This window comes from Alicycliphilus denitrificans K601, assembly GCF_000204645.1.
Taxonomy (GTDB): Bacteria; Pseudomonadota; Gammaproteobacteria; order Burkholderiales; family Burkholderiaceae_C; genus Alicycliphilus; species Alicycliphilus denitrificans.
This window is the reverse complement of record NC_015422.1, coordinates 968,052-985,705: the sequence shown is the minus strand read 5'-3', so window position 1 is coordinate 985,705 and position 17,654 is coordinate 968,052. Positions and strand designations below refer to the sequence as shown.

Annotated in this window: 17 protein-coding genes; 8 read left to right on the top strand and 9 right to left on the bottom strand. The window is 72.1% G+C overall.

Annotated features, from left to right (window positions below; translation table 11 throughout):
- Positions 1-36: 36 nt before the first annotated feature.
- The 6 genes from ALIDE2_RS04695 to ALIDE2_RS04670 all read left to right on the top strand — a co-directional run bounded on the left by ALIDE2_RS04695 (position 37) and on the right by ALIDE2_RS04670 (position 6,969).
- Positions 37-999 (top strand): ABC transporter permease, encoded by a 963-nt coding sequence (locus ALIDE2_RS04695; RefSeq protein ID WP_013721510.1) that lies wholly within the window; start codon positions 37-39, stop codon positions 997-999.
- Positions 996-1,859, top strand: a complete 864-nt coding sequence (locus tag ALIDE2_RS04690; protein WP_013721509.1) for an ABC transporter permease — start codon at positions 996-998, stop codon at positions 1,857-1,859. Before ALIDE2_RS04695 ends, ALIDE2_RS04690 begins: the two co-directional genes overlap by 4 nt.
- A gap of 273 nt (positions 1,860-2,132) precedes the next feature.
- Positions 2,133-3,107 carry an ABC transporter ATP-binding protein gene (locus ALIDE2_RS04685; RefSeq protein ID WP_013721508.1) on the top strand — a complete coding sequence of 325 codons (975 nt, stop codon included), beginning with the start codon at positions 2,133-2,135 and terminating at the stop codon, positions 3,105-3,107.
- Complete coding sequence (locus ALIDE2_RS04680; protein WP_013721507.1) at positions 3,104-3,970, top strand: ATP-binding cassette domain-containing protein; 867 nt, start codon at positions 3,104-3,106, stop codon at positions 3,968-3,970. The genes ALIDE2_RS04685 and ALIDE2_RS04680 overlap by 4 nt, the downstream gene beginning before the upstream one ends.
- Positions 3,971-4,075: 105 nt before the next feature.
- Entirely contained in the window at positions 4,076-5,566 is a 1,491-nt protein-coding gene (locus tag ALIDE2_RS04675; RefSeq protein ID WP_013517861.1) for an ABC transporter substrate-binding protein, read from the top strand.
- Positions 5,563-6,969, top strand: a complete 1,407-nt coding sequence (locus ALIDE2_RS04670; protein WP_013721506.1) for an amidase — start codon at positions 5,563-5,565, stop codon at positions 6,967-6,969. The genes ALIDE2_RS04675 and ALIDE2_RS04670 overlap by 4 nt, the downstream gene beginning before the upstream one ends.
- 60 nt (positions 6,970-7,029) lie before the next feature.
- Here the strand turns inward: ALIDE2_RS04670 and ALIDE2_RS04665 are convergent, their stop codons facing one another.
- Positions 7,030-7,686, bottom strand: coding sequence for a LysE family translocator (locus tag ALIDE2_RS04665; RefSeq protein WP_013721505.1), 657 nt, complete (start codon positions 7,684-7,686; stop codon positions 7,030-7,032).
- A 99-nt stretch (positions 7,687-7,785) separates the two neighbouring features.
- Here ALIDE2_RS04665 and ALIDE2_RS04660 point away from each other — a divergent pair, with 99 nt between their 5' ends.
- A complete protein-coding gene (locus tag ALIDE2_RS04660; protein ID WP_013721504.1) occupies positions 7,786-8,397 on the top strand; it encodes a hypothetical protein in 612 nt (203 codons plus the stop codon).
- Positions 8,398-8,548: 151 nt separating this feature from the next.
- Here ALIDE2_RS04660 and ALIDE2_RS04655 read toward each other — a convergent pair whose 3' ends face one another.
- Positions 8,549-9,406 carry a DUF429 domain-containing protein gene (locus ALIDE2_RS04655; RefSeq protein ID WP_013517857.1) on the bottom strand — a complete coding sequence of 286 codons (858 nt, stop codon included), beginning with the start codon at positions 9,404-9,406 and terminating at the stop codon, positions 8,549-8,551.
- A 150-nt stretch (positions 9,407-9,556) separates the two neighbouring features.
- Here ALIDE2_RS04655 and ALIDE2_RS04650 point away from each other — a divergent pair, with 150 nt between their 5' ends.
- On the top strand, positions 9,557-10,579 hold the full coding sequence (locus ALIDE2_RS04650) for a c-type cytochrome (RefSeq protein ID WP_238530102.1): 1,023 nt from the start codon (positions 9,557-9,559) through the stop codon (positions 10,577-10,579).
- Between the two features lie 108 nt (positions 10,580-10,687).
- Here the strand turns inward: ALIDE2_RS04650 and ALIDE2_RS04645 are convergent, their stop codons facing one another.
- The 7 genes from ALIDE2_RS04645 to ALIDE2_RS04615 all read right to left on the bottom strand — a co-directional run bounded on the left by ALIDE2_RS04645 (position 10,688) and on the right by ALIDE2_RS04615 (position 17,654).
- Complete coding sequence (locus ALIDE2_RS04645; RefSeq protein ID WP_013721502.1) at positions 10,688-11,317, bottom strand: response regulator transcription factor; 630 nt, start codon at positions 11,315-11,317, stop codon at positions 10,688-10,690.
- Positions 11,314-13,134: a sensor histidine kinase gene (locus ALIDE2_RS04640; protein ID WP_013721501.1), complete on the bottom strand. Its 1,821-nt coding sequence runs from the start codon at positions 13,132-13,134 to the stop codon at positions 11,314-11,316. The genes ALIDE2_RS04645 and ALIDE2_RS04640 overlap by 4 nt, the downstream gene beginning before the upstream one ends.
- 29 nt (positions 13,135-13,163) lie before the next feature.
- Complete coding sequence (locus ALIDE2_RS04635) at positions 13,164-14,045, bottom strand: DMT family transporter (protein WP_013517853.1); 882 nt, start codon at positions 14,043-14,045, stop codon at positions 13,164-13,166.
- Between the two features lie 221 nt (positions 14,046-14,266).
- A complete protein-coding gene (locus ALIDE2_RS04630; protein ID WP_013517852.1) occupies positions 14,267-14,689 on the bottom strand; it encodes a BLUF domain-containing protein in 423 nt (140 codons plus the stop codon).
- Position 14,690: 1 nt separating this feature from the next.
- Positions 14,691-15,416: a GTP cyclohydrolase I gene (gene folE / locus ALIDE2_RS04625; RefSeq protein WP_013517851.1), complete on the bottom strand. Its 726-nt coding sequence runs from the start codon at positions 15,414-15,416 to the stop codon at positions 14,691-14,693.
- Between the two features lie 104 nt (positions 15,417-15,520).
- Positions 15,521-16,750: a cardiolipin synthase ClsB gene (gene clsB, locus ALIDE2_RS04620; protein ID WP_013517850.1), complete on the bottom strand. Its 1,230-nt coding sequence runs from the start codon at positions 16,748-16,750 to the stop codon at positions 15,521-15,523.
- A gap of 142 nt (positions 16,751-16,892) precedes the next feature.
- A complete protein-coding gene (locus ALIDE2_RS04615; protein WP_013517849.1) occupies positions 16,893-17,654 on the bottom strand; it encodes an endonuclease/exonuclease/phosphatase family protein in 762 nt (253 codons plus the stop codon).

Genomic DNA, 17,654 nt, shown 5'->3' with positions numbered 1-17,654 from the left:
GGGGCCCCACATACATAGCCACTCCACGCTCCGCCGATGGCCTCGTTCATCCTCCAACGCCTCGTCACGCTGATCGCGACGCTGCTGGGCGCCTCGGCCGTGGTGTTCGTGGTGCTGGAGGTGCTGCCGGGCAACGCGGCCCAGGTGCTGCTGGGCCCCGACGCCGCGCCCGAGGCCGTGGCCGCGCTGGCCGCGCAGCTGGGGCTGGACCAGCCGGCCCTGGTGCGCTACGGTCAGTGGATGGCCGGCCTGCTCACGGGGCGGCTGGGCGACAGCCACGCCTACAGCGCGCCGGTGCTGGACCTGATCGCCGAGCGCCTGGCCCTGACCGTTCCGCTGGCCCTGCTGTCCATGCTGCTCACCTGCGCGCTGGCCCTGGCCGCGGGCGTGTACGCCGCCGCGCGCCACGGCCGCCTGGGCGACTGGGGCGTGATGGGGCTGGCGCAGGTCGGCATCGCGATTCCCAACTTCTGGTTCGCCATCCTGCTGATCCTGCTGTTCTCGGTGAAGCTGCAGTGGTTCTCGGCCGGCGGCTTCCCGGGCTGGAGCGTCGAGGGCGGCGGCGGCATCCTGCCGGCACTCAAGGCGCTGCTGCTGCCGGCCCTGGCGCTGGCCGTGGTGCAGGCGGCCATCCTGGCGCGCATCACGCGCTCGGCCGTGCTCGACGTGCTGCGCGAAGACTTCGTGCGCACCGCGCGCGCCAAGGGCCTCACGCGGCGCGGCGCGCTCTGGGGCCACGTGCTGCGCAACGCCATGATCCCCGTGATCACGGTGATGGGCCTGCAGTTCGCCAACCTGCTGGCCGGCACCATCGTGGTGGAGAACGTGTTCTACCTGCCGGGCCTGGGGCGGCTCATCTTCCAGTCCATCGCCAACCGCGACCTGGTCGTGGTGCGCAACTGCGTGATGCTGCTGGCGGCCATGGTGGTGCTGGTGAACTTCGTGGTCGATCTGCTGTACGCGGCCATAGATCCGCGCGTGAAGGCCCGCGGCCCATGAGCGCCCTGCCAGCCCCCGCCCCCGCGCCGGGCTTCTGGCGGCGCGCGCTGCGCCACCGCAGCCTCATGATCGGCGCGGCGCTCACGGCGCTGCTGCTGGCCGCGGCCGCCCTGTCGCTGGTCTGGACGCCTTGGCCGCCGTACGACATGGCCATGGACGCCGTGCTGCAGCCCCCGGGCGCGCAGCACTGGCTGGGCACCGACGCCTACGGGCGCGACGTGGCCTCGCTGCTGCTCGTGGGCGCGCGCAGCTCCATCCTGGTGGGCGTGATCGCCGTGGGCATAGGCCTGGCGCTGGGTGCGGCGCTGGGCCTGCTGGCCGCGGCGCGCGGCGGCTGGGTGGAGGAGGCCGTGATGCGCCTGGCGGACTTCACGTTCGCGTTTCCGGCGCTGCTGCTGGCCATCATGCTCACGGCCGTGTTCGGGCCGGGCATCGTCAACGCCATCATCGCCATAGGCATCTTCTACGTGCCGACATTCGCGCGCGTCACGCGCGCATCGGCCCGGGCCGTGTGGGCGCGCGAGTTCATCCTGGCCGCGCGCGCTTCCGGCAAGGGGCCGTGGCGCATCACCGTCGAGCATGTGCTGCCCAACATCGCCTCGGTGCTCATCGTGCAGGCCACGATCCAGTTCGCGCTGGCGATACTGGCCGAGGCGGCACTCTCGTACCTGGGCCTGGGCACGCAGCCGCCCCAGCCCTCCTGGGGGCGCATGCTGGCCGAGGCGCAGACGCTGATGTTCCAGGCCCCGCTGCTGGCCGTGTGGCCCGGCGTGGCGATCGCGCTGGCGGTGCTGGGCCTGAACCTGCTGGGCGACGGCCTGCGCGACCTGCTGGACCCGCGCCTAGCCCGGGGGCGCTAGGGCCTGTTAATGCTATGGAAGGAGTCGCGAAGCTCATGACAGCCCGTCCATCAAGGCGCGCGACGCAGTGCGTGCGTCCGCACGCACAAGGAGCGCAACGCCGAGGGGCGGGCTGTCATGAGCTGCCCTTCGGGTTGCCTCGCAAAGGGGCCGTCTGCGGCGTTGCCCACGCTTGCAAGGCATCAGCCTTGGCTAGCGCGCGGGCCGCCTTGCATCCAGCCCCTTTGCGAGGCAACGCGATCCCCTTCCATAGCATTAACAGGCCCTAGACCGATGGCGCTGCTCGAAGTCTCCGGCCTGCGCATCAGCTTGCCCACGCGGCGCGGCAGGGCGCTGGCCGTGCGCGGGCTGGACTTCTCGCTCGCGCGCGGCGATACGCTGGGGCTGATCGGCGAGTCGGGCTGCGGCAAGTCGCTCACGGCGCTGGCGCTCATGGGCCTGCTGCCCGAGGGCGCGCAGGCTTCGGGCAGCATCCGCTTCGACGGGCAGGAGCTGCTGGGCCTGGACGACAGGGCGCTGTGCCGCCTGCGCGGCAACCGCATGGCCATGGTGTTCCAGGAGCCCATGACGGCGCTCAACCCCGTGCACTCCATAGGCCGCCAGGTGGCCGAGCCGCTGCGCCTGCACCAGGGCCTGACGGCGCGCCAGGCGCGCGCCGAGGCCGTCGCGCTGCTTGAGCGCGTGGGCATCGCCCAGGCGGCGCAGCGCCTCGATGCCTACCCGCACCAGTTCTCGGGCGGGCAGCGCCAGCGCATCACCATCGCCATGGCGCTGGCCTGCGGGCCCGACCTGCTGCTCGCCGACGAGCCGACCACGGCGCTGGACGTGACGCTGCAGCGCCAGATCCTGGAGCTGATCCGCGGCCTGGTGGCCGAGCGCGGCATGGCGCTGGTCCTGATATCGCACGACCTGGGCGTGATCGCGCAGACCGTGCGGCGCACGCTGGTGATGTACGGCGGCACGGTGGTGGAGAGCGGCCCCACGCGCGCCGTGTTCGGCGCGCAGGCCCATCCCTACACCCAGGGCCTGTTCGCCGCGCGCCCGCAGTTCGGCGCGGCGCGCGTGCCCGGCGCGCGCCTGCCCACCATCGCCGGCACCGTGCCCGAGCTGGCTGACCTGCCCCCGGGCTGCCCGTTTGCCGGGCGCTGCCCGCGCACCATCGCCGCCTGCCACGCCGCCCTGCCGCCGGCCGTGGCGCTGGGCGCGGACCACGAGGCGCGCTGCATCCGCCTGGGAGAAGCGCCATGAATACTATTGAAAAAATAGCTGCTAGTACTTCATCCACGGGCGCTACAGGCCGATTTGGTGATGAAACGCCGCTGCTGCGCGTGCGCGACCTGCGGCGCCACTACCCACTGCCGCGCACGCGGCTCATGGGGCCGCGCGCGCAGCTGGCCGCGCTGCAGGGCGTGAGCTTCGACGTCGCCGCGGGCCGCAGCCTGGGCGTGGTGGGCGAATCGGGCTCGGGCAAGTCCACGCTGGCGCGGCTGGTGATGGCGCTGGACACACCCAGCGCCGGCACCGTGGAACTGCTGGGGCGCGACCTGCACCGCCTGTCCGCGCCCGAGCTGCGCGCCGCGCGGCGCGACTTCCAGATGGTGTTCCAGGACCCCTACGGCTCGCTGGACCCGCGCCAGACGGTCGAGCGCATCGTGGCCGAGCCGCTGCAGGCGCTGGCCCGCGCCACGCGGGCCGAGCTGCGCGAGCGCGCCGCCGAGGTGCTGGCCCAGGTGGGCCTGCGCGCGGGCGACGCGCACAAGTACCCGCACGAGTTCTCGGGCGGCCAGCGCCAGCGCATCGCCATCGCGCGCGCGCTCATCACGCACCCGCGCCTGATCGTGGCCGACGAGCCCGTGAGCGCGCTGGACGTGTCGGTGCAGGCCCAGGTGCTCAACCTGCTGCAGGACCTGCAGGAGCGCCTGGGCGTCACCTTCCTGCTCATCAGCCACGACCTGGCCGTGGTCCAGCACCTGTGCGACGAGGTGCTGGTGCTGCACCAGGGCATCGTGGTGGAGCGCGGCGCGCCGCAGGCGCTGTTCGGCGCGCCCCGCCACCCCTACACCCAGGCGCTGGTGGCGGCCGTGCCGCGGCTCGACGCGCTCATGACCTGAGAACGTGTTCACGATCTGACCAGCCGCGCGAGTGCGCCCGCTGTAGTACAACGGCAGGCGTTCCCCATTCTTCCAACATTCCATTCAACTGAGGAGACACCGCCCATGCTCACCCGCCGCACCGCCCTCGCCTCCGGCGCCCTGGCCACCGCAGCGCTGGCCACGCCGCTGCACGCGCTTGCGCAGGGCAAGAAGGACTCCGTCACGCTGGCGCTGGTGCTGGAGCCGCCGGGGCTGGACCCGACGGCCGGCGCGGCCTCCTCGATCGCCGAGGTCACGCTCTACAACATCTACGAGACGCTCACCAAGATCAACCCCGACGGCAGCGTCTCGCCCCTGCTGGCCGAGAGCTGGGAGGTCTCGCCCGACCTCAGGACCTACACCTTCCGGCTGCGCAAGGGCGTCACGTTCCAGAACGGCGAGCCCTTCGACGCCGCGGCCGTCAAGTTCTCGTTCGACCGCGCGGGCGGCGACAAGAGCACCAACAAGGACAAGCGCACCTTCGCCAACCTCTCCACCCAGGTGGTTGACGCGCACACGGTGGTGCTCATCAACAAGGACATAGACCCCGACCTGCTGTTCCTGCTCGGCCAGGCCACGGCCATCATCGTCGAGCCCAAGAGCGCCGCCACCAACGCCTCCAAGCCCGTGGGCACGGGCCCCTACCAGCTCGCGGCCTGGAGCCGCGGCGCCTCCATCGCGCTCACGGCCTGGCCCGGCTGGCGCCAGGCGGCGCAGCTCAAGGTCCGCCGCGCCACGTTCCGCTTCATCCCCGACCCGGCCGCGCAGGTGGCCGCGCTGCTCGCGGGCGACGTGGACGCCTTCGCGCGCGTCACGCCGCGCAGCATGGCGCAGTTCAAGGGCGACCCGCGCTTCCAGGTCATCGTGAGCGGCTCGCGCGCCAAGACCATCCTGGCCATCAACAACGCGAAGAAGCCCCTGGACGACGTGCGCGTGCGCCGCGCCATCGCCGCGGCCATCGACCGCAAGGCCGTCATCCAGGGCGCGGCCGACGGGCTGGGCGTGCCCATCGGCAGCCACTACGTGCCCGGCGCCTTCGGCTACGTGGACACCACGGGCATCAACCCCTACGACCCCGAGAAGGCCAGGAAACTGCTGGCCGAGGCCGGCGTGAAGACCCCGCTCACGCTCACCATGACGCTGCCGCCCGCGCCCTACGCGCGCCAGGGCGGCGAGGTCATCGCGGCCCAGCTGGCCAAGATCGGCATCACGGCCAAGCTGCAGAACGTGGAATGGGCGCAGTGGCTCTCGGGCACCTACGGCGCCAAGAACTACGACCTGACGCTGATCTCGCACGTGGAGCCCTTCGACCTGAGCAACTTCGCCAAGCCCGACTACTACTGGGGCTACCACTCCGCGCAGTTCGACCAGCTCTACGACAAGATCAAGAACGCCGCCCGCCCCGCCGACCGCGCGCGCCTGCTGGGCGACGCCCAGCGCCTGCTGGCCGAGGACGCGGTGCACGCCTTCCTGTACCAGCCGCAGTGGGTCACGGTAGCGAACAAGAACCTGCGCGGGCTGTGGAAGGACATGCCGGTCTTCGTCAACGACCTCTCCGTCCTCTCCTGGTCATGAGCGCGCCGCACGACCTGTCCGCCAGCGAACTGCTGGCCGCCTACCGCGCGCGCAGCCTCTCGCCCGTGGAAGCCACGCAGTCGGTGCTGGACCATATCGCGCGCTGGGAGCCGCACCTGCACGCCACGTACCTGCTGCGCCCCGAAGAAGCCCTGGCCCAGGCCCGCGCCAGCGAGGCGCGGTGGCTGCGCGGCGCGCCCTGCGGCCCGCTGGACGGCGTGCCCGCCACCGTCAAGGACAACATCGCCACCCGGGGCGACCCCACGCCGCTGGGCACGGCCGCCACGCCCCTGATGCCCGCCCCGGCCGACGCGCCGCCCGCCGCGCGGCTACGCGAGGCCGGCGCCGTCATCGTCTGCAAGACCACCATGCCCGACTACGGCATGCTGTCCTCGGGCCTGTCGTCGTTCCACGCGCTCGCGCGCAACCCGTGGGACCTCTCCAGGGGCCCCGGCGGGTCGAGCGCCGGCGCGGGCGCCGCGGCGGCGGCCGGCTACGGCCCGCTGCACGTGGGCACCGACATCGGCGGCTCCATCCGCCTGCCCGCCGGCTGGTGCGGCGTCTTCGGCCTCAAGCCCAGCCTGGGGCGCATTCCCATCGACCCGCCCTACACCGGCCGCGCCGCCGGCCCCATGACGCGCACCGTGCAGGACGCGGCCCTGATGATGCAGGTGCTGAGCGCACCCGACGCGCGCGACAGCATGAGCCTGCCGGCCCAGCCCATCGCGTGGGACGATTTCGGCCAGGGCCCGGGACGCCTGCGCGGCCTGCGCATCGGCCTGCTGCTGGACGCCGGCTGCGGCCTGCCCGTGGACCCGCAGGTGCGCGCCGCCGTCGAGGCCGCCGCGCGCCTGTTCGAGCAGGCGGGCGCCGCCATCGAGCCCATGCCCCCCTTCCTCACGCGCCACATGCTCGACGGCATGGACCACTTCTGGCGCATGCGCTCGTTCATGGACCTGCGCACGCTCACGCCCGGCCAGCAAGGCAAGGTGCTGCCCTTCATCCGCGACTGGGCCATGAGCGCCGCGGGCCTGGACGGCCCGCAGGTGTTCGAGGCCAGCCAGCAGTTCCACGCAACACGCGTGGCCACGGTGCACGCCTGCGCGCCGTTCGACTACGTGCTCTCGCCCGTGGCGCCCATGCCTGCGTTCGCGGCCGAGCTGCCCGCGCCCACCGACGATCCGCTGCGCCCGCTGGAACACATCGCCTTCACCGTGCCGTTCAACATGTCGGAGCAGCCCGCCGCCTCGGTCAACTGCGGCTACACCGGCGGCGGCCTGCCCATCGGCCTGCAGATCGCGGGCCGGCGCTTCGACGACCTGGGCGTGCTGCAGATGGCCCATGCGTTCGAGCAGCTGCGCGGCCCGCAGCGGCCCTGGCCCGAGCCGCCCGATCGCCATTGATAGTAAAACCGGCCTCCAGCACTTCTCCAACAAGTGCTGGCAGCTATCGAACCAGGAGCATCAGCGCTGCGCCGTCGCCAGCCGCAGTGCCAGGCCCAGGAACACCAGGCCGGCCACGCGGTTGAGCAGCAGCCGCGCGCGCGCCGAGCGCAGCAGCAGCGCGCCGAACGCCCCCGAGAAGCAGGCGACCGCGCCGAACACCAGCAGCGTGGCCAGCATGAACACCAGGCCCAGCACCATGACCTGCCGCGCCATGGCGCCGCGCGCCGGGTCGGCGAACTGCGGCAGGAAGGCCAGGAAGAACACCAGCACCTTGGGGTTGGTGAGGTTCATCACCACGCCGCGCCCCACCATGCGCAGCGCGCCGCCGCGGGCCGCAGGGCCGTCGCCCGGCGCCGCAGCCCCCTGGGCCGGCGCATCGCCGGCGCCCGCGGGTGCGCGCAGGGCGCCCCAGGCCAGCCAGGCCAGATAGGCCGCGCCGCAGAACTTCAGGACCGTGAACGCCAGGCTGGAGGCCGCGAACACCGCCGCCAGCCCCAGGGCCACGGCCGCCGTGTGCCCCACCAGCCCCAGGCACAGGCCCAGCACCACGCACATGCCGGCGCGCCAGCCGCGCTGCGCAGACTGCAGCAGCACGAAGATGTTGTCAGGCCCGGGCGTGAGCGCCAGCAGCGCGGAAACGCCGAAGAAGGCGACGAGGGTTTCGATCGAAGGCATGGCGGCAATTGTGCCCCCCGCGCGCGCATGGCGGATTCGTTCACACCTTCTCAGACCCCACAATCGGGGCCTTCACCTGCCTTCAATTCGTTCGGTCTCATGGATCTCCTTCTCGTCCTGGCCCTGGCCGCCATCGGGGTCTTCCTGCTCAACGCCCGGCAGCAGCGCCGGCGCATCGCGCTGCTGGGCCAGCGCCTGCGGCCCTACCAGATCGAGCGGCTGATGGAGACGCTCATCCAGGGCTACCTGCGCGCCATGGGCGAGACCGACGCTGAGCGCCGCACCCAGGTGCTGCGCATGCTGGAGGGCAACGAGGCGCAGCTGTGCGAGCAGTTCGAGCGCCTGGCCGCCGACTTCCGCCACGTGCCCGCGCAGCAGGCGCGCGTGAGCCTGCTGCCGGTGGGGCTGCCGTTCGCGCTGCAGCTCTTTCCCGGCGCGTCGTTCGACATGCGCGAGGCCCTGGCCATCCACGCGCGCGGCATCGCCCGCTCGGCGCGCAACGATGCGGCGCTGGCGCCGCGCGACAAGGCTTTCACGATGACGGCCGAGCTGCTGCTGATGCAGCACAGCTGCCACTGGTTCTGCAAGTCCAGGGCCGTGGCCTCGGCGCGCGTGCTGGAGCGCCACCAGACGCCCTACGCGCAGATCCTGGCCTCGGTCTCGCCCGAGACGCGCGCGGAGTACGAGAAACTGCTCAGAAGGTGTGAATGAATCCGGCGTGTCCGAGCGGGCCGCACAAACGTGCCCCATCAAGGCGCAAAGCGCAGCCATAGCTCAGGCTATGGCGAGCATTTGCAACGCGGATGGGGTGCGTTTTTGCGGTGCGAGCGGGCATGGCGGATTCGTTCACACCTTCTCAGCCCTACGCGGTGACGATCCAGCCTTCGAGCGGATCCATGTCCGCGGGCAGGCCGTAGCGCGCATCGCCCAGCCGCCGCCGGCGCAGCGCCCAGCCGGCCTGCACGAGGCACAGCGCCGCGTCCAGGCCATCGCCGCTGGCATCCTGCAGCAGGGCATCGCGCAGCGGCGGCGCGGCCGCCAGGCGCAGGCCCAGGCGCGTGGCGCCCCGCTCCAGCCCCGCCAGCAGGTCGGCGCGTGCCGCCAGGCGCTCGGGCGTGCGCCGGCGCGGGTCGTCGCTCTTGTAGCTGCGCCGGCCGATGAGCTCGCGCGCCAGCAGGCCGGGGTAGGCCTCCAGCGCCACGCGGCGCGCATCGCCATCGTGCAGGCCCGGCAGGTGCACGCCCGCATCCAGCAGCAGCGGCACGCCCGCGTGCAGCATGTAGGCCACGGGCGGGTTCACCCATTTCATCGACGGGCTGGAGCCTGCGGGGCCGTCCGTGGCGCGGTGCGCGAACTTGGCGCCCGCGGGGCGCGCGGCGCAGAAGGCGGCGAACGCCTCGCGGATCTGCGCGCGCGCAAGGCTGCGGTAGTGCCGCATGCATTCCGGCCACGCGAGAGGCCAGCCCAGCTCCGCCACCAGCGCGCGCGGCAGGCCGAACGGCAGGTCGAAGCCGCCCACCCAATCGCCCGGCAGCGCGAGCCACTGGCCGAACGCGGCAAGCGTGTCGAAGCGCCGCAGGCCGTGCAGAGCCACCCGCGGGCCCTCCAGGGCGCCGAGCGCCAGCACGATGGGCTTGCGGGGCGTGGGGCTGCTGGAGAAGTCGCAGCCCACGATGATCGCCGCCCCGGCGCGGGGGTCGGCGGGGGAATGACTGGCCATGGGGCTCCTGCGGACACACGATGGGACGCATTCTGCCTACCCCGCCACCCCCCTGGGCGCAATAGCCTGCATGGGCTACCGGCCTCACCGAAACGGGGAATATCCCCCCGGGAAAACCCTTCATACGATGGGGCCATGACACATTCCACGATGACCACCTCCCTCCGCTGGCTCGCCGCCGCCGCCGCGCTGGCCGCAGGCGCTACCCTGGCGGCCGACGCGCCCGCCACCGTCCAGCTCGCCGGCCGCGCCGTGCCCGAGATCGACAAGCTGCCCCCCGGCCACTACAAGGAACTGGTGCAGTACGGCCACGAGCTGACCACGCGCACCTTCGCCCACATCGGCCCCGAGGTCGGCGACGTGCGCCGGCGCCTGGCCGGCAACAACCTGGCCTGCGCCTCGTGCCACCAGCAGGCAGCCACCAAGCCGTTCGCCATGCCCTGGACGGGCGTCGCCGCCACCTTCCCGCAGTACCGCGGGCGCGAGGACGAGGTGAGCACCGTCGAGGAGCGCGTCAACGGCTGCATGGAGCGCAGCATGAACGGCAAGCCGCTGCCGCTGGACTCGCGCGAGATGAAGGCCTTCGTGACCTACATCGCCTTCCTGTCCAAGGGCATCCCGGTGGGTGCGAACGTCGAGGGCGCGGGCATGGTGCAGAGCAAGATGCCCAACCGCCGCGCCAACCTGGAGGCGGGCGCCAAGGTCTACGAGGCCAAGTGCGCCGTCTGCCACGGCTCCGACGGCCAGGGCGTGCGCGCGGGCCAGCCGGGCGACGCGCAGGGCTACGTGTTCCCGCCGCTGTGGGGCAAGGACACTTTCAACAACGGCGCGGGCATGAACCGCCTGGCCATGGCCACGCGCTTCGTCAAGCACAACATGCCGCAGGGTGCGAGCTTCGACGCGCCCCAGCTCACCGACGACGAGGCCTACGACGTGTCCGCCTTCATGCTCTCCAAGCCCCGGCCCGAGAAGGCGAACCTGGAGGCCGACTTCCCCGCGCGCTGGAACAAGCCCGTGGACTCGGCCTTCCCGCCCTACATGCTGGGCGCGCCAGCGGACCAGCACCGCTACGGCCCGCTCCCGCCGCTGGCCGAGAAGCAGCGCCAGATGGCCGAACAGATCAAGGCCCAGGCCGCCGCCGAGCGCGCCAAGGCCCAGGGCGCCGCGCGCTAGGCTGCACACAAAAACAGGAGCTGCCAGCGTTTGCCATTGCTGGTTTTCAGATCATTTCGTGCATCAAACCAAGCAGTGACGAGCGCCTTCCGCTCTCCTTTTTGAACTTCACTCCTCCAGCTCCTGCGGTGCCGCGCGCAGGATAAGCCGCGCCAGGTCGGCCGCGTGGCCCGAGCCGGTCTTGCGCGTGATGCTCTGGCGGTGCACGTGCACCGTGTGGTCGCTGATGTCCAGCTCCCGCGCCACCTCCTTGTTGCTGCGGCCCAGCGCCAGCAGGCGCGCCACGTCGCGCTCGCGCGGCGACAGGCGCTGCAGCACCTGCAGGGCCTGGGCCTGGCGCGCCTGCCGGCGCTGGGCCTGCGCGCTGGCGGCCACGGCGCGGTTGAGCGCGTCCAGCAGCGCCTGCTCGCGGAAGGGCTTCTGCAAAAAGTCCAGCGCGCCGCCGCGCAGCGCCTGCACGGCCTGGTCCACGTCGCCGTGGCCGGTCATGAAGACGATGGGCAGGTCCGGCCGCTGCAGGCGCCGCTGCAGCTCCAGCCCGCTCATGCGCGGCATGCGGATGTCCAGCAGCAGGCAGCCGCCCTGCGGCGCGGGCGCGGGGTCGGCCTGCGCGAAAGCCTCGGCCGAGGGGTAGCCCACGGCGTCGAAGCCCAGCCCCTCGATCATGAACAGCAGCGAGCGCAGGAAGTTCTCGTCGTCGTCGACCACGTGGATGCAGGGCGGTGGCAGGGCGGTCATGCGGGGGTATCTCCGTCTGCGGCTTCGGGTTGCGCCAGGGGCAGCAGCAGCACCATGCGCATGCCGCCGCCCTCGTGCGGCGGCACGGGCCGCGCGTGCAGCGCGCCGCCGTGCGCCTCGGCGATGCCGCGGCTGATGGACAGGCCCAGGCCCAGCCCGTCCGGCTTGGTGGTGTGAAAGGGCGTGAACAGCAGCGCCAGCGCCTCGGGCGAGAGCGGCGGGCCGTGGTCGCGCACGGCCAGGGCCAGGCAGCCGTCCTCGGGCGCGATCTCCACGCCGATGGGCTCGCCCTCGCAGCCGGCGGCGCGGTGCACGTCGCGCGCGTTCTGCAGCAGGTTCAGCAGCACCTGCAGCAGCTGCGGGGCGTCGCCGCGCACGCGCAGCGCCTCGGCACCGGGCGCGCAGGCCACGCGTACGGCCTGGGGCTGCCAGCCGCCGAGCAGGGTCAGCGCCTCGCCCACGAGCGCGCGCGGGTCGATGGCCACGCGATCCGGCACGCGCTTGCGCGCCAGCGCGCGCACGCCGCCGATCACGCGCGCGGCGCGCTCGCTCTCGTGCGCGATGTCGCGCAGCGCGCGCTCCAGGTCCTGCGGCGCCAGGTCGCCGCGCGCGGCGCGCCGGCGCAGGCCGGCCGCGTAGTTGGCGATGGTGGCCAGCGGGTGGTTCAGCTCGTGCGCCAGCATGGCCGACAGCTCGCCCAATATGGACAGGCGCGACAGGTGCCCCAGCGCCTCCTGGTGCTGCGCGTTCTGGCGCGCCAGCCGCTCGCGCTCGTGCAGGCTGTGCGTGAGCTCGGCCGTGCGGCGCTTGACCAGCACCTCCACGCGCAGCAGGTAGGCCACGCCCACCAGCGCCAGCGCCAGCAGCGCCGCGGCCACGCCCCAGTAGCGGTGCAGCAGGGCCTGCAGGCGCGTCTCGCGCAGGAAAGCGTAGGGCTCGACCTGCAGCAGCCGCAGCGCGTCGTGCACGCGCTGGTAGTCGGCGGGCACCGTCCACACGCCGTCCAGCGCGCCGCTCTCGCCCGGCTGCGCCAGCAGGGCCAGCAGCACCTGGCGCGAGAGCTCGGGCGGCGTGCCCGCCAGCGCCGCGAAGGCCCAGCCCGGGTACAGCGGCGTGGACGCGCGGCAGCCCGGCGGCGCGCCCGTCCCGCCGTCGTCGTCGGCGGGCACAACGCGCAGCGCGCCCGCGGGCACCACGCCATCGCGCTCCCACAGCTCCAGCAGGCAGGTGCGCAGGACGCCCGCATCGGCCTCGCCCGAGAGCACGGCCTGCGCTACGCGCTGCATGGGGTAGCCGGTGAACACGCGCCGCAGCCCGCCGGCCTCGGCATCGACGCCCTGGCGCAGCCACTCCACGGCGGCGAGCTGGTAGCCGCCGAACGCCTCCTCGGCCACGGCCGCCACGCGCCAGCCGCGCAGCGCCGCCAGCGTGGCGGGCGGCCCGGGCGCGTCGGCGCGCACCACAACGGCCGAGCCCACGGCGTGCGCCGGGTCGCCCTGCGCCCCCGCCGACCGCGTGGCGATGCGCGTGGCGCCGTGGCGCGCCTCCAGTGCAACGTAATGGCCAGGATTGGTCACCACGAAATCGAGCGCGCCCCGGGCCACGGCCTGCTCCAGCGCCGCGGGGGCCAGCGCCTGCAGGCGCACCGGCACGCCCAGCGCGCGCTGCAGGCCGTCGGCCAGGGGCTGCCACTGGCGGCGCGTGTCCTCGCCCTCCAGCACCGCCAGCGCGCCCAGTCGCACCTCGGCCCGGGCCGCGGCGGCGCACAGCAGCAGCACGCCCAGCACCCGCCGGGATGCAAAAACCCCTCTTTTCATGTGGAAATTATCGACGCAAAAAGAGGCCTCTAGCCCAGCCCCAGCGCCGCCACTCCGGCCGCGATCAGCAGCGCGCCGGCCAGGCGCGCCGCGCGGTCGCCTTCGCCCAGCAGGTGCCCGCCGATGAGCGCGGCGAACAGCATGGAGACCTCGCGCGCCGGCGCCACGTGGGACAGGGGCGCGGTCTGCATGGCGAACAGCACCAGCACGTAGGCGACGGGGCTCACCGCCGCCACCAGCAGCGCGAAGCGCCACTGCGCAGCCCACAGGCGCGTAAGTTCCGCGCGGTCGCGCAGGGCCACGGGCGCGAGCACCAGAACGCGCACGAAGTTGCCCATGTAGTCGACCAGGATGGGCGACAGCAGCATGGCCTTGACCGCGTAGCCGTCCACCACCGTGTAGCCGGCGATGAAAACGCCGGTGAGCACGCCGTACAACATGCCTTTGCGCACGCGTCGGCGCGCCTGCGGGTCGTGCGCCGCGCGCAGCAGGCCCGGCCCCCCGGCGATCAGGAACACGCCGCCCACCACGCCCGCGATCCCGAAGGCGCCCAGGGCCGACAGCCGCTCGCCCAGCAGCGTAACGGCCACCAGCGCGCTGAGCAGCGGCCCCGTGCCGCGCGCCAGCGGGTAGACCACCGTCAGGTCGGCCTTGCGGTAGCCGCGCAGCAGCACCACGTAGTACAGCACGTGCAGCACGCCGCTGAGCGCCACGATGCCCCATTCGCGCGCGCCCCACAGCGGCACCGCGTCGCGCCCCAGCCACCAGCCCAGCGGCGCCCACACCAGCATCATCAGCACGGCGGTGAAGAAAGCGAAGCGCGCGTCGCCGCCGGCCTTCTTGGCGGCGATGTTCCAGATGGCGTGGATGAGCCCCGCGACGATGATCAGGGCGAAGGCGTTGAGCGACATGAAGGGCCCGCTGCCGCAGCGCCCCGGCTGCGACGTTCAGGATGTGATCTGCATCAGTTACCCATGGCGCCACCCACAGCCCGCAACCCATGGCACTGGCACGCGCCAGGCGGGAGCCGCCGTGCAAGGGCCGCCCCGCCGCACTGAGCAAAGTCCCCCTTCCCGCGCGCCGCGCGAGAAAAGGGGGAAGCGGCGCAAGCCGCTCAGGGGGTTGTTCACCCTCAGGCCCTGCCGATGATGCTGGCCGTGGCCATGAGCTCTTCGAGCAGCGCGAACGACACCTTGCCCGAGGTCATGTAGGGGTCGAACTCGGGCTTCTCGGAGTACTTGAGGACGATGGAATGGTTGAGCTTGGCCAGGTTCACGTGCCCCATGGTCCAGCCGCCGAAGCGGCGCTCGCAGATTTCCTCGAAGGCCAGCAGCTCCACGTCCTTGTGGCGCTCGTCGCGCTGGATGTGGCCGTAGAGCTCGCTCACGGCCGTGCGGCCGCCCTCTATGGCCTGCAGGAAGATGCCGCCGCCATAGCACAGCACGCCGGTGATGCCGCTGGCCGGATTGTGCAGGCGCGATTGCGTGAGGATGGCCTCGATGGCCGCGGGCGATGTGTCCACCGCGCGGCTGACGTAGAGCAGGCGAACCAACATGTCAGTTCCTTCCGGGGATGAGTGCCAGGAATTCGCGGCGCAGCGTGGAGTTGGTCAGGAACACGCCGCGCATCACGGAGTTGATCATCTTGCTGTCCATCTCGCGCACGCCGCGCCAGGACATGCAGAAGTGGCTGGCCTCCATGACGATGGCCAGGCCGTCGGGCTGGGTCTTCTCCATGATCAGGTCGGCGAGCTGCACCACGGCCTCCTCCTGGATCTGCGGCCGGCCCATGACCCAGTCCACCAGGCGCGCGTACTTGGACAGGCCGATGACGTTGGTGTGCTCGTTGGGCAGCACGCCGATCCAGATCTTGCCGATCACGGGGCAGAAATGGTGGCTGCAGGCGCTGCGCACGGTGATCGGGCCGACGATCATGAGCTCGTTCAGGTGCTCGGCGTTCGGAAACTCGGTGATCGTGGGCGGGTGCACGTAGCGGCCCTTGAAGACCTCGTTCAGGTACATCTTGGCCACGCGGCGCGCAGTGCTCTGCGTGTTGTGGTCGCCGGCCGTGTCGATGACCATGCTGTCGAGCACGCCCTGCATCCTGGCCTCGACCTCGTCGAGCAGCAGTTCCAGCTCGCCCGGCTCTATGAACTCGGCGATGTTGTCGTTGGCATGGAAGCGCCGGCGCGCCGCGGCCAGCCGTTCGCGGATCTTGACGGAAACGGGCGTGCCCTCGTCGGACGGCGGGGCGTTCGGTTCTGCTGCGGGTTCTGAAGACATGGCGGCATGGTACCAGCGAATACCGCACCGGGTCTTATGCATGTTTCATGCCCCCAGGCCTTATGTACCAAGCGCTGCCAGCTATACAAACAATAGCCGCCGGCTCAGTAGCGGTTGCCCGTGACCCACAGCGCGGCGCGCATGGTGGCGAAGGCGATGCGGTCGAGCACGCGCGCGCGCCAGGGGCGCGCCGCGTATTCGTGCGGATCGAGCGGCCGCCCGCCGTTCTTCATGGCGCGCACCAGGCGCTGGCGCAGTTCCTGCGCGAAGGAGGCGTCGCGCACCACCACGTTGGCCTCGCGCGCGAGCAGCAGCGACAGCGGATCGAGGTTGCTCGACCCCACCGTGGCCCAGGCGCGCCGGCTCTGCGCGTCTATCACCGCCACCTTGGCGTGCAGGAAGCTCGGCTCGTACTCGTAGATCTCCACGCCCGCGGCCAGCAGCGCGCCGTACACCGGCCGCGCGGCGTGGTACTGCATGAAGTACTCGTAGCGCCCCTGCAGCAAGAGACGCACCCGCACCCCGCGGCGCGCCGCCAGCATCAGCGCCCGGCGCAGCTTGCCGCCGGGCACGAAGTAGGCGTTGGCGATGATGATCTCGCGGCGCGCCTGGGCGATGGCGCGCAGGTAGGCGCGCTCTATGCGGGTGCGGTGGCGCAGGTTGTCGCGCAGCAGCAGTGCCGCGCGCATGCCGCGGCCGCCGGCGCCGGCCCAGCGCGCGCTCACGCGCGCGGCGCTGGCGGCGCGCAGGTCGGCAAGCGCCAGCGACAGGCGGCGGTGGCGCACGTCCCTCACGGCCCGCATGCGCCACCACAGCTGCTCCATGGTGTCGCCGGCCTGCTGCACCAGGCTGCCCACGGCGCGCACGGCGAAGTCGAAGCGCGGCGCGGCCAGCTCGCCATGGTTGGGATCATGGAAGTCGTCCAGCACGTTGATGCCGCCGCAGAACAGCACGCAGCCATCGATCACGCACAGCTTGCGGTGCAGCCGCCGCCAGCGCGTGGGCAGCAGCAGCCCCAGGGGCCCCAGCGGCGCATACACCTGGATGCGCACGCCCGCAGCCATCATGCGAGAGCGCCAGGGCTCGGGCAGGCGGCCCGTGCCCAGGCCATCGACCACCAGGTGCACGCGTACGCCGCGCCCGGCCGCGCGCATCAGCGCCTCGGCCACCAGGCCGCCGGAGCCCGTGCAGTCGAAGATGTAGGTCTCGAACTGGATGTCGGACAGCGCCGCGTCCATGTCGGCGATCAGGGCCGGAAAGAACTCCTGCGTGCCCTGGAGCAGCTGGATATGGTGGTCTGTGGCTGTCTTGGTCTGGCGCGCCGGGGTGGCCATGGCGTCAGAGGCTGGGGGTGTGCCGGGCGTGCCCGGGGAGAGCCCTCCGATCGAGGCGCAAGGCATGCGCCGGCGGCGTGCGGAAAATTCTGGCGTGATGGTCGGGCATGGGCAGAAGACTACCAGCCTCTCAAGAACCTGTTCAGAGCCTGAACTCCGCGATCAGCGGCAGATGGTCCGACATGCGCCACCAGATGCGCCCGCGCGGCACCTGCAGGCCCAGCGGCGTGAGCCCGCGCACGTACACGTGGTCCAGCTGCACCAGGGGCAGGCGCGCGGGATAGGTGAAGGCCTGCGGCGCATCGTCGTACTCGTACAGGCCGAAGCCGGCGAGCATGTGCTTGATCTGCAGGCCCCAGTCGTTGAAGTCGCCAGCCACGACCAGCGGCGCACCCGCGGGGACCTCGCGCGCGATGAAGCGCTGCAGCCGCTCCACCTGGCGCACGCGGCTGCCGGGAATCAGCCCCAGGTGCACGACGATGGCGTGCACGCACCGGCCCTGCACCTCTACCTCCACGTGCAGCAGGCCGCGCTGCTCGAAGCGGTGGTCGGAGATGTCCTCGTGCTGGTGGCCCACCACCGGCCAGCGCGTCAGCAGGGCGTTGCCGTGCTCGCCATGGCGCGTGTAGGCATTGGTGCGGTACACCGCGGCATAGCCCTCCGGCGCCAGGTACTCGGCCTGCGGCACGCGCGGCCAGCGCTTGAAGTACGCGGCCTCCTTGTGGTTCATCTTGCGCACTTCCTGCAGGCACACGATATCGGCATCGAGCTGCTCCACGGCCAGGCCCAGGTTGTGGATCTCCAGCCGGCGCGCGGGCCCCAGCCCCTGCACGCCCTTGTGGATGTTGTAGGTCGCAACGCGCAGGATGCCCGAATGCTCGGCAGGTAGTTCTATCGGTGACAT

What these genes read in the sequence shown, in the direction of transcription:
- ALIDE2_RS04695 (WP_013721510.1), top strand. Translation starts at nt 37, where the DNA reads ATGGCCTCGTTCATCCTCCAACGCCTCGTCACGCTGATCGCGACGCTG.
- ALIDE2_RS04690 (WP_013721509.1), top strand. Translation starts at nt 996, where the DNA reads ATGAGCGCCCTGCCAGCCCCCGCCCCCGCGCCGGGCTTCTGGCGGCGC.
- ALIDE2_RS04685 (WP_013721508.1), top strand. Translation starts at nt 2,133, where the DNA reads ATGGCGCTGCTCGAAGTCTCCGGCCTGCGCATCAGCTTGCCCACGCGG.
- ALIDE2_RS04680 (WP_013721507.1), top strand. Translation starts at nt 3,104, where the DNA reads ATGAATACTATTGAAAAAATAGCTGCTAGTACTTCATCCACGGGCGCT.
- ALIDE2_RS04675 (WP_013517861.1), top strand. Translation starts at nt 4,076, where the DNA reads ATGCTCACCCGCCGCACCGCCCTCGCCTCCGGCGCCCTGGCCACCGCA.
- ALIDE2_RS04670 (WP_013721506.1), top strand. Translation starts at nt 5,563, where the DNA reads ATGAGCGCGCCGCACGACCTGTCCGCCAGCGAACTGCTGGCCGCCTAC.
- ALIDE2_RS04665 (WP_013721505.1), bottom strand. Translation starts at nt 7,686, where the DNA reads ATGCCTTCGATCGAAACCCTCGTCGCCTTCTTCGGCGTTTCCGCGCTG.
- ALIDE2_RS04660 (WP_013721504.1), top strand. Translation starts at nt 7,786, where the DNA reads ATGGATCTCCTTCTCGTCCTGGCCCTGGCCGCCATCGGGGTCTTCCTG.
- ALIDE2_RS04655 (WP_013517857.1), bottom strand. Translation starts at nt 9,406, where the DNA reads ATGGCCAGTCATTCCCCCGCCGACCCCCGCGCCGGGGCGGCGATCATC.
- ALIDE2_RS04650 (WP_238530102.1), top strand. Translation starts at nt 9,557, where the DNA reads ATGACCACCTCCCTCCGCTGGCTCGCCGCCGCCGCCGCGCTGGCCGCA.
- ALIDE2_RS04645 (WP_013721502.1), bottom strand. Translation starts at nt 11,317, where the DNA reads ATGACCGCCCTGCCACCGCCCTGCATCCACGTGGTCGACGACGACGAG.
- ALIDE2_RS04640 (WP_013721501.1), bottom strand. Translation starts at nt 13,134, where the DNA reads ATGAAAAGAGGGGTTTTTGCATCCCGGCGGGTGCTGGGCGTGCTGCTG.
- ALIDE2_RS04635 (WP_013517853.1), bottom strand. Translation starts at nt 14,045, where the DNA reads ATGTCGCTCAACGCCTTCGCCCTGATCATCGTCGCGGGGCTCATCCAC.
- ALIDE2_RS04630 (WP_013517852.1), bottom strand. Translation starts at nt 14,689, where the DNA reads ATGTTGGTTCGCCTGCTCTACGTCAGCCGCGCGGTGGACACATCGCCC.
- folE (WP_013517851.1), bottom strand. Translation starts at nt 15,416, where the DNA reads ATGTCTTCAGAACCCGCAGCAGAACCGAACGCCCCGCCGTCCGACGAG.
- clsB (WP_013517850.1), bottom strand. Translation starts at nt 16,750, where the DNA reads ATGGCCACCCCGGCGCGCCAGACCAAGACAGCCACAGACCACCATATC.
- ALIDE2_RS04615 (WP_013517849.1), bottom strand. Translation starts at nt 17,654, where the DNA reads ATGTCACCGATAGAACTACCTGCCGAGCATTCGGGCATCCTGCGCGTT.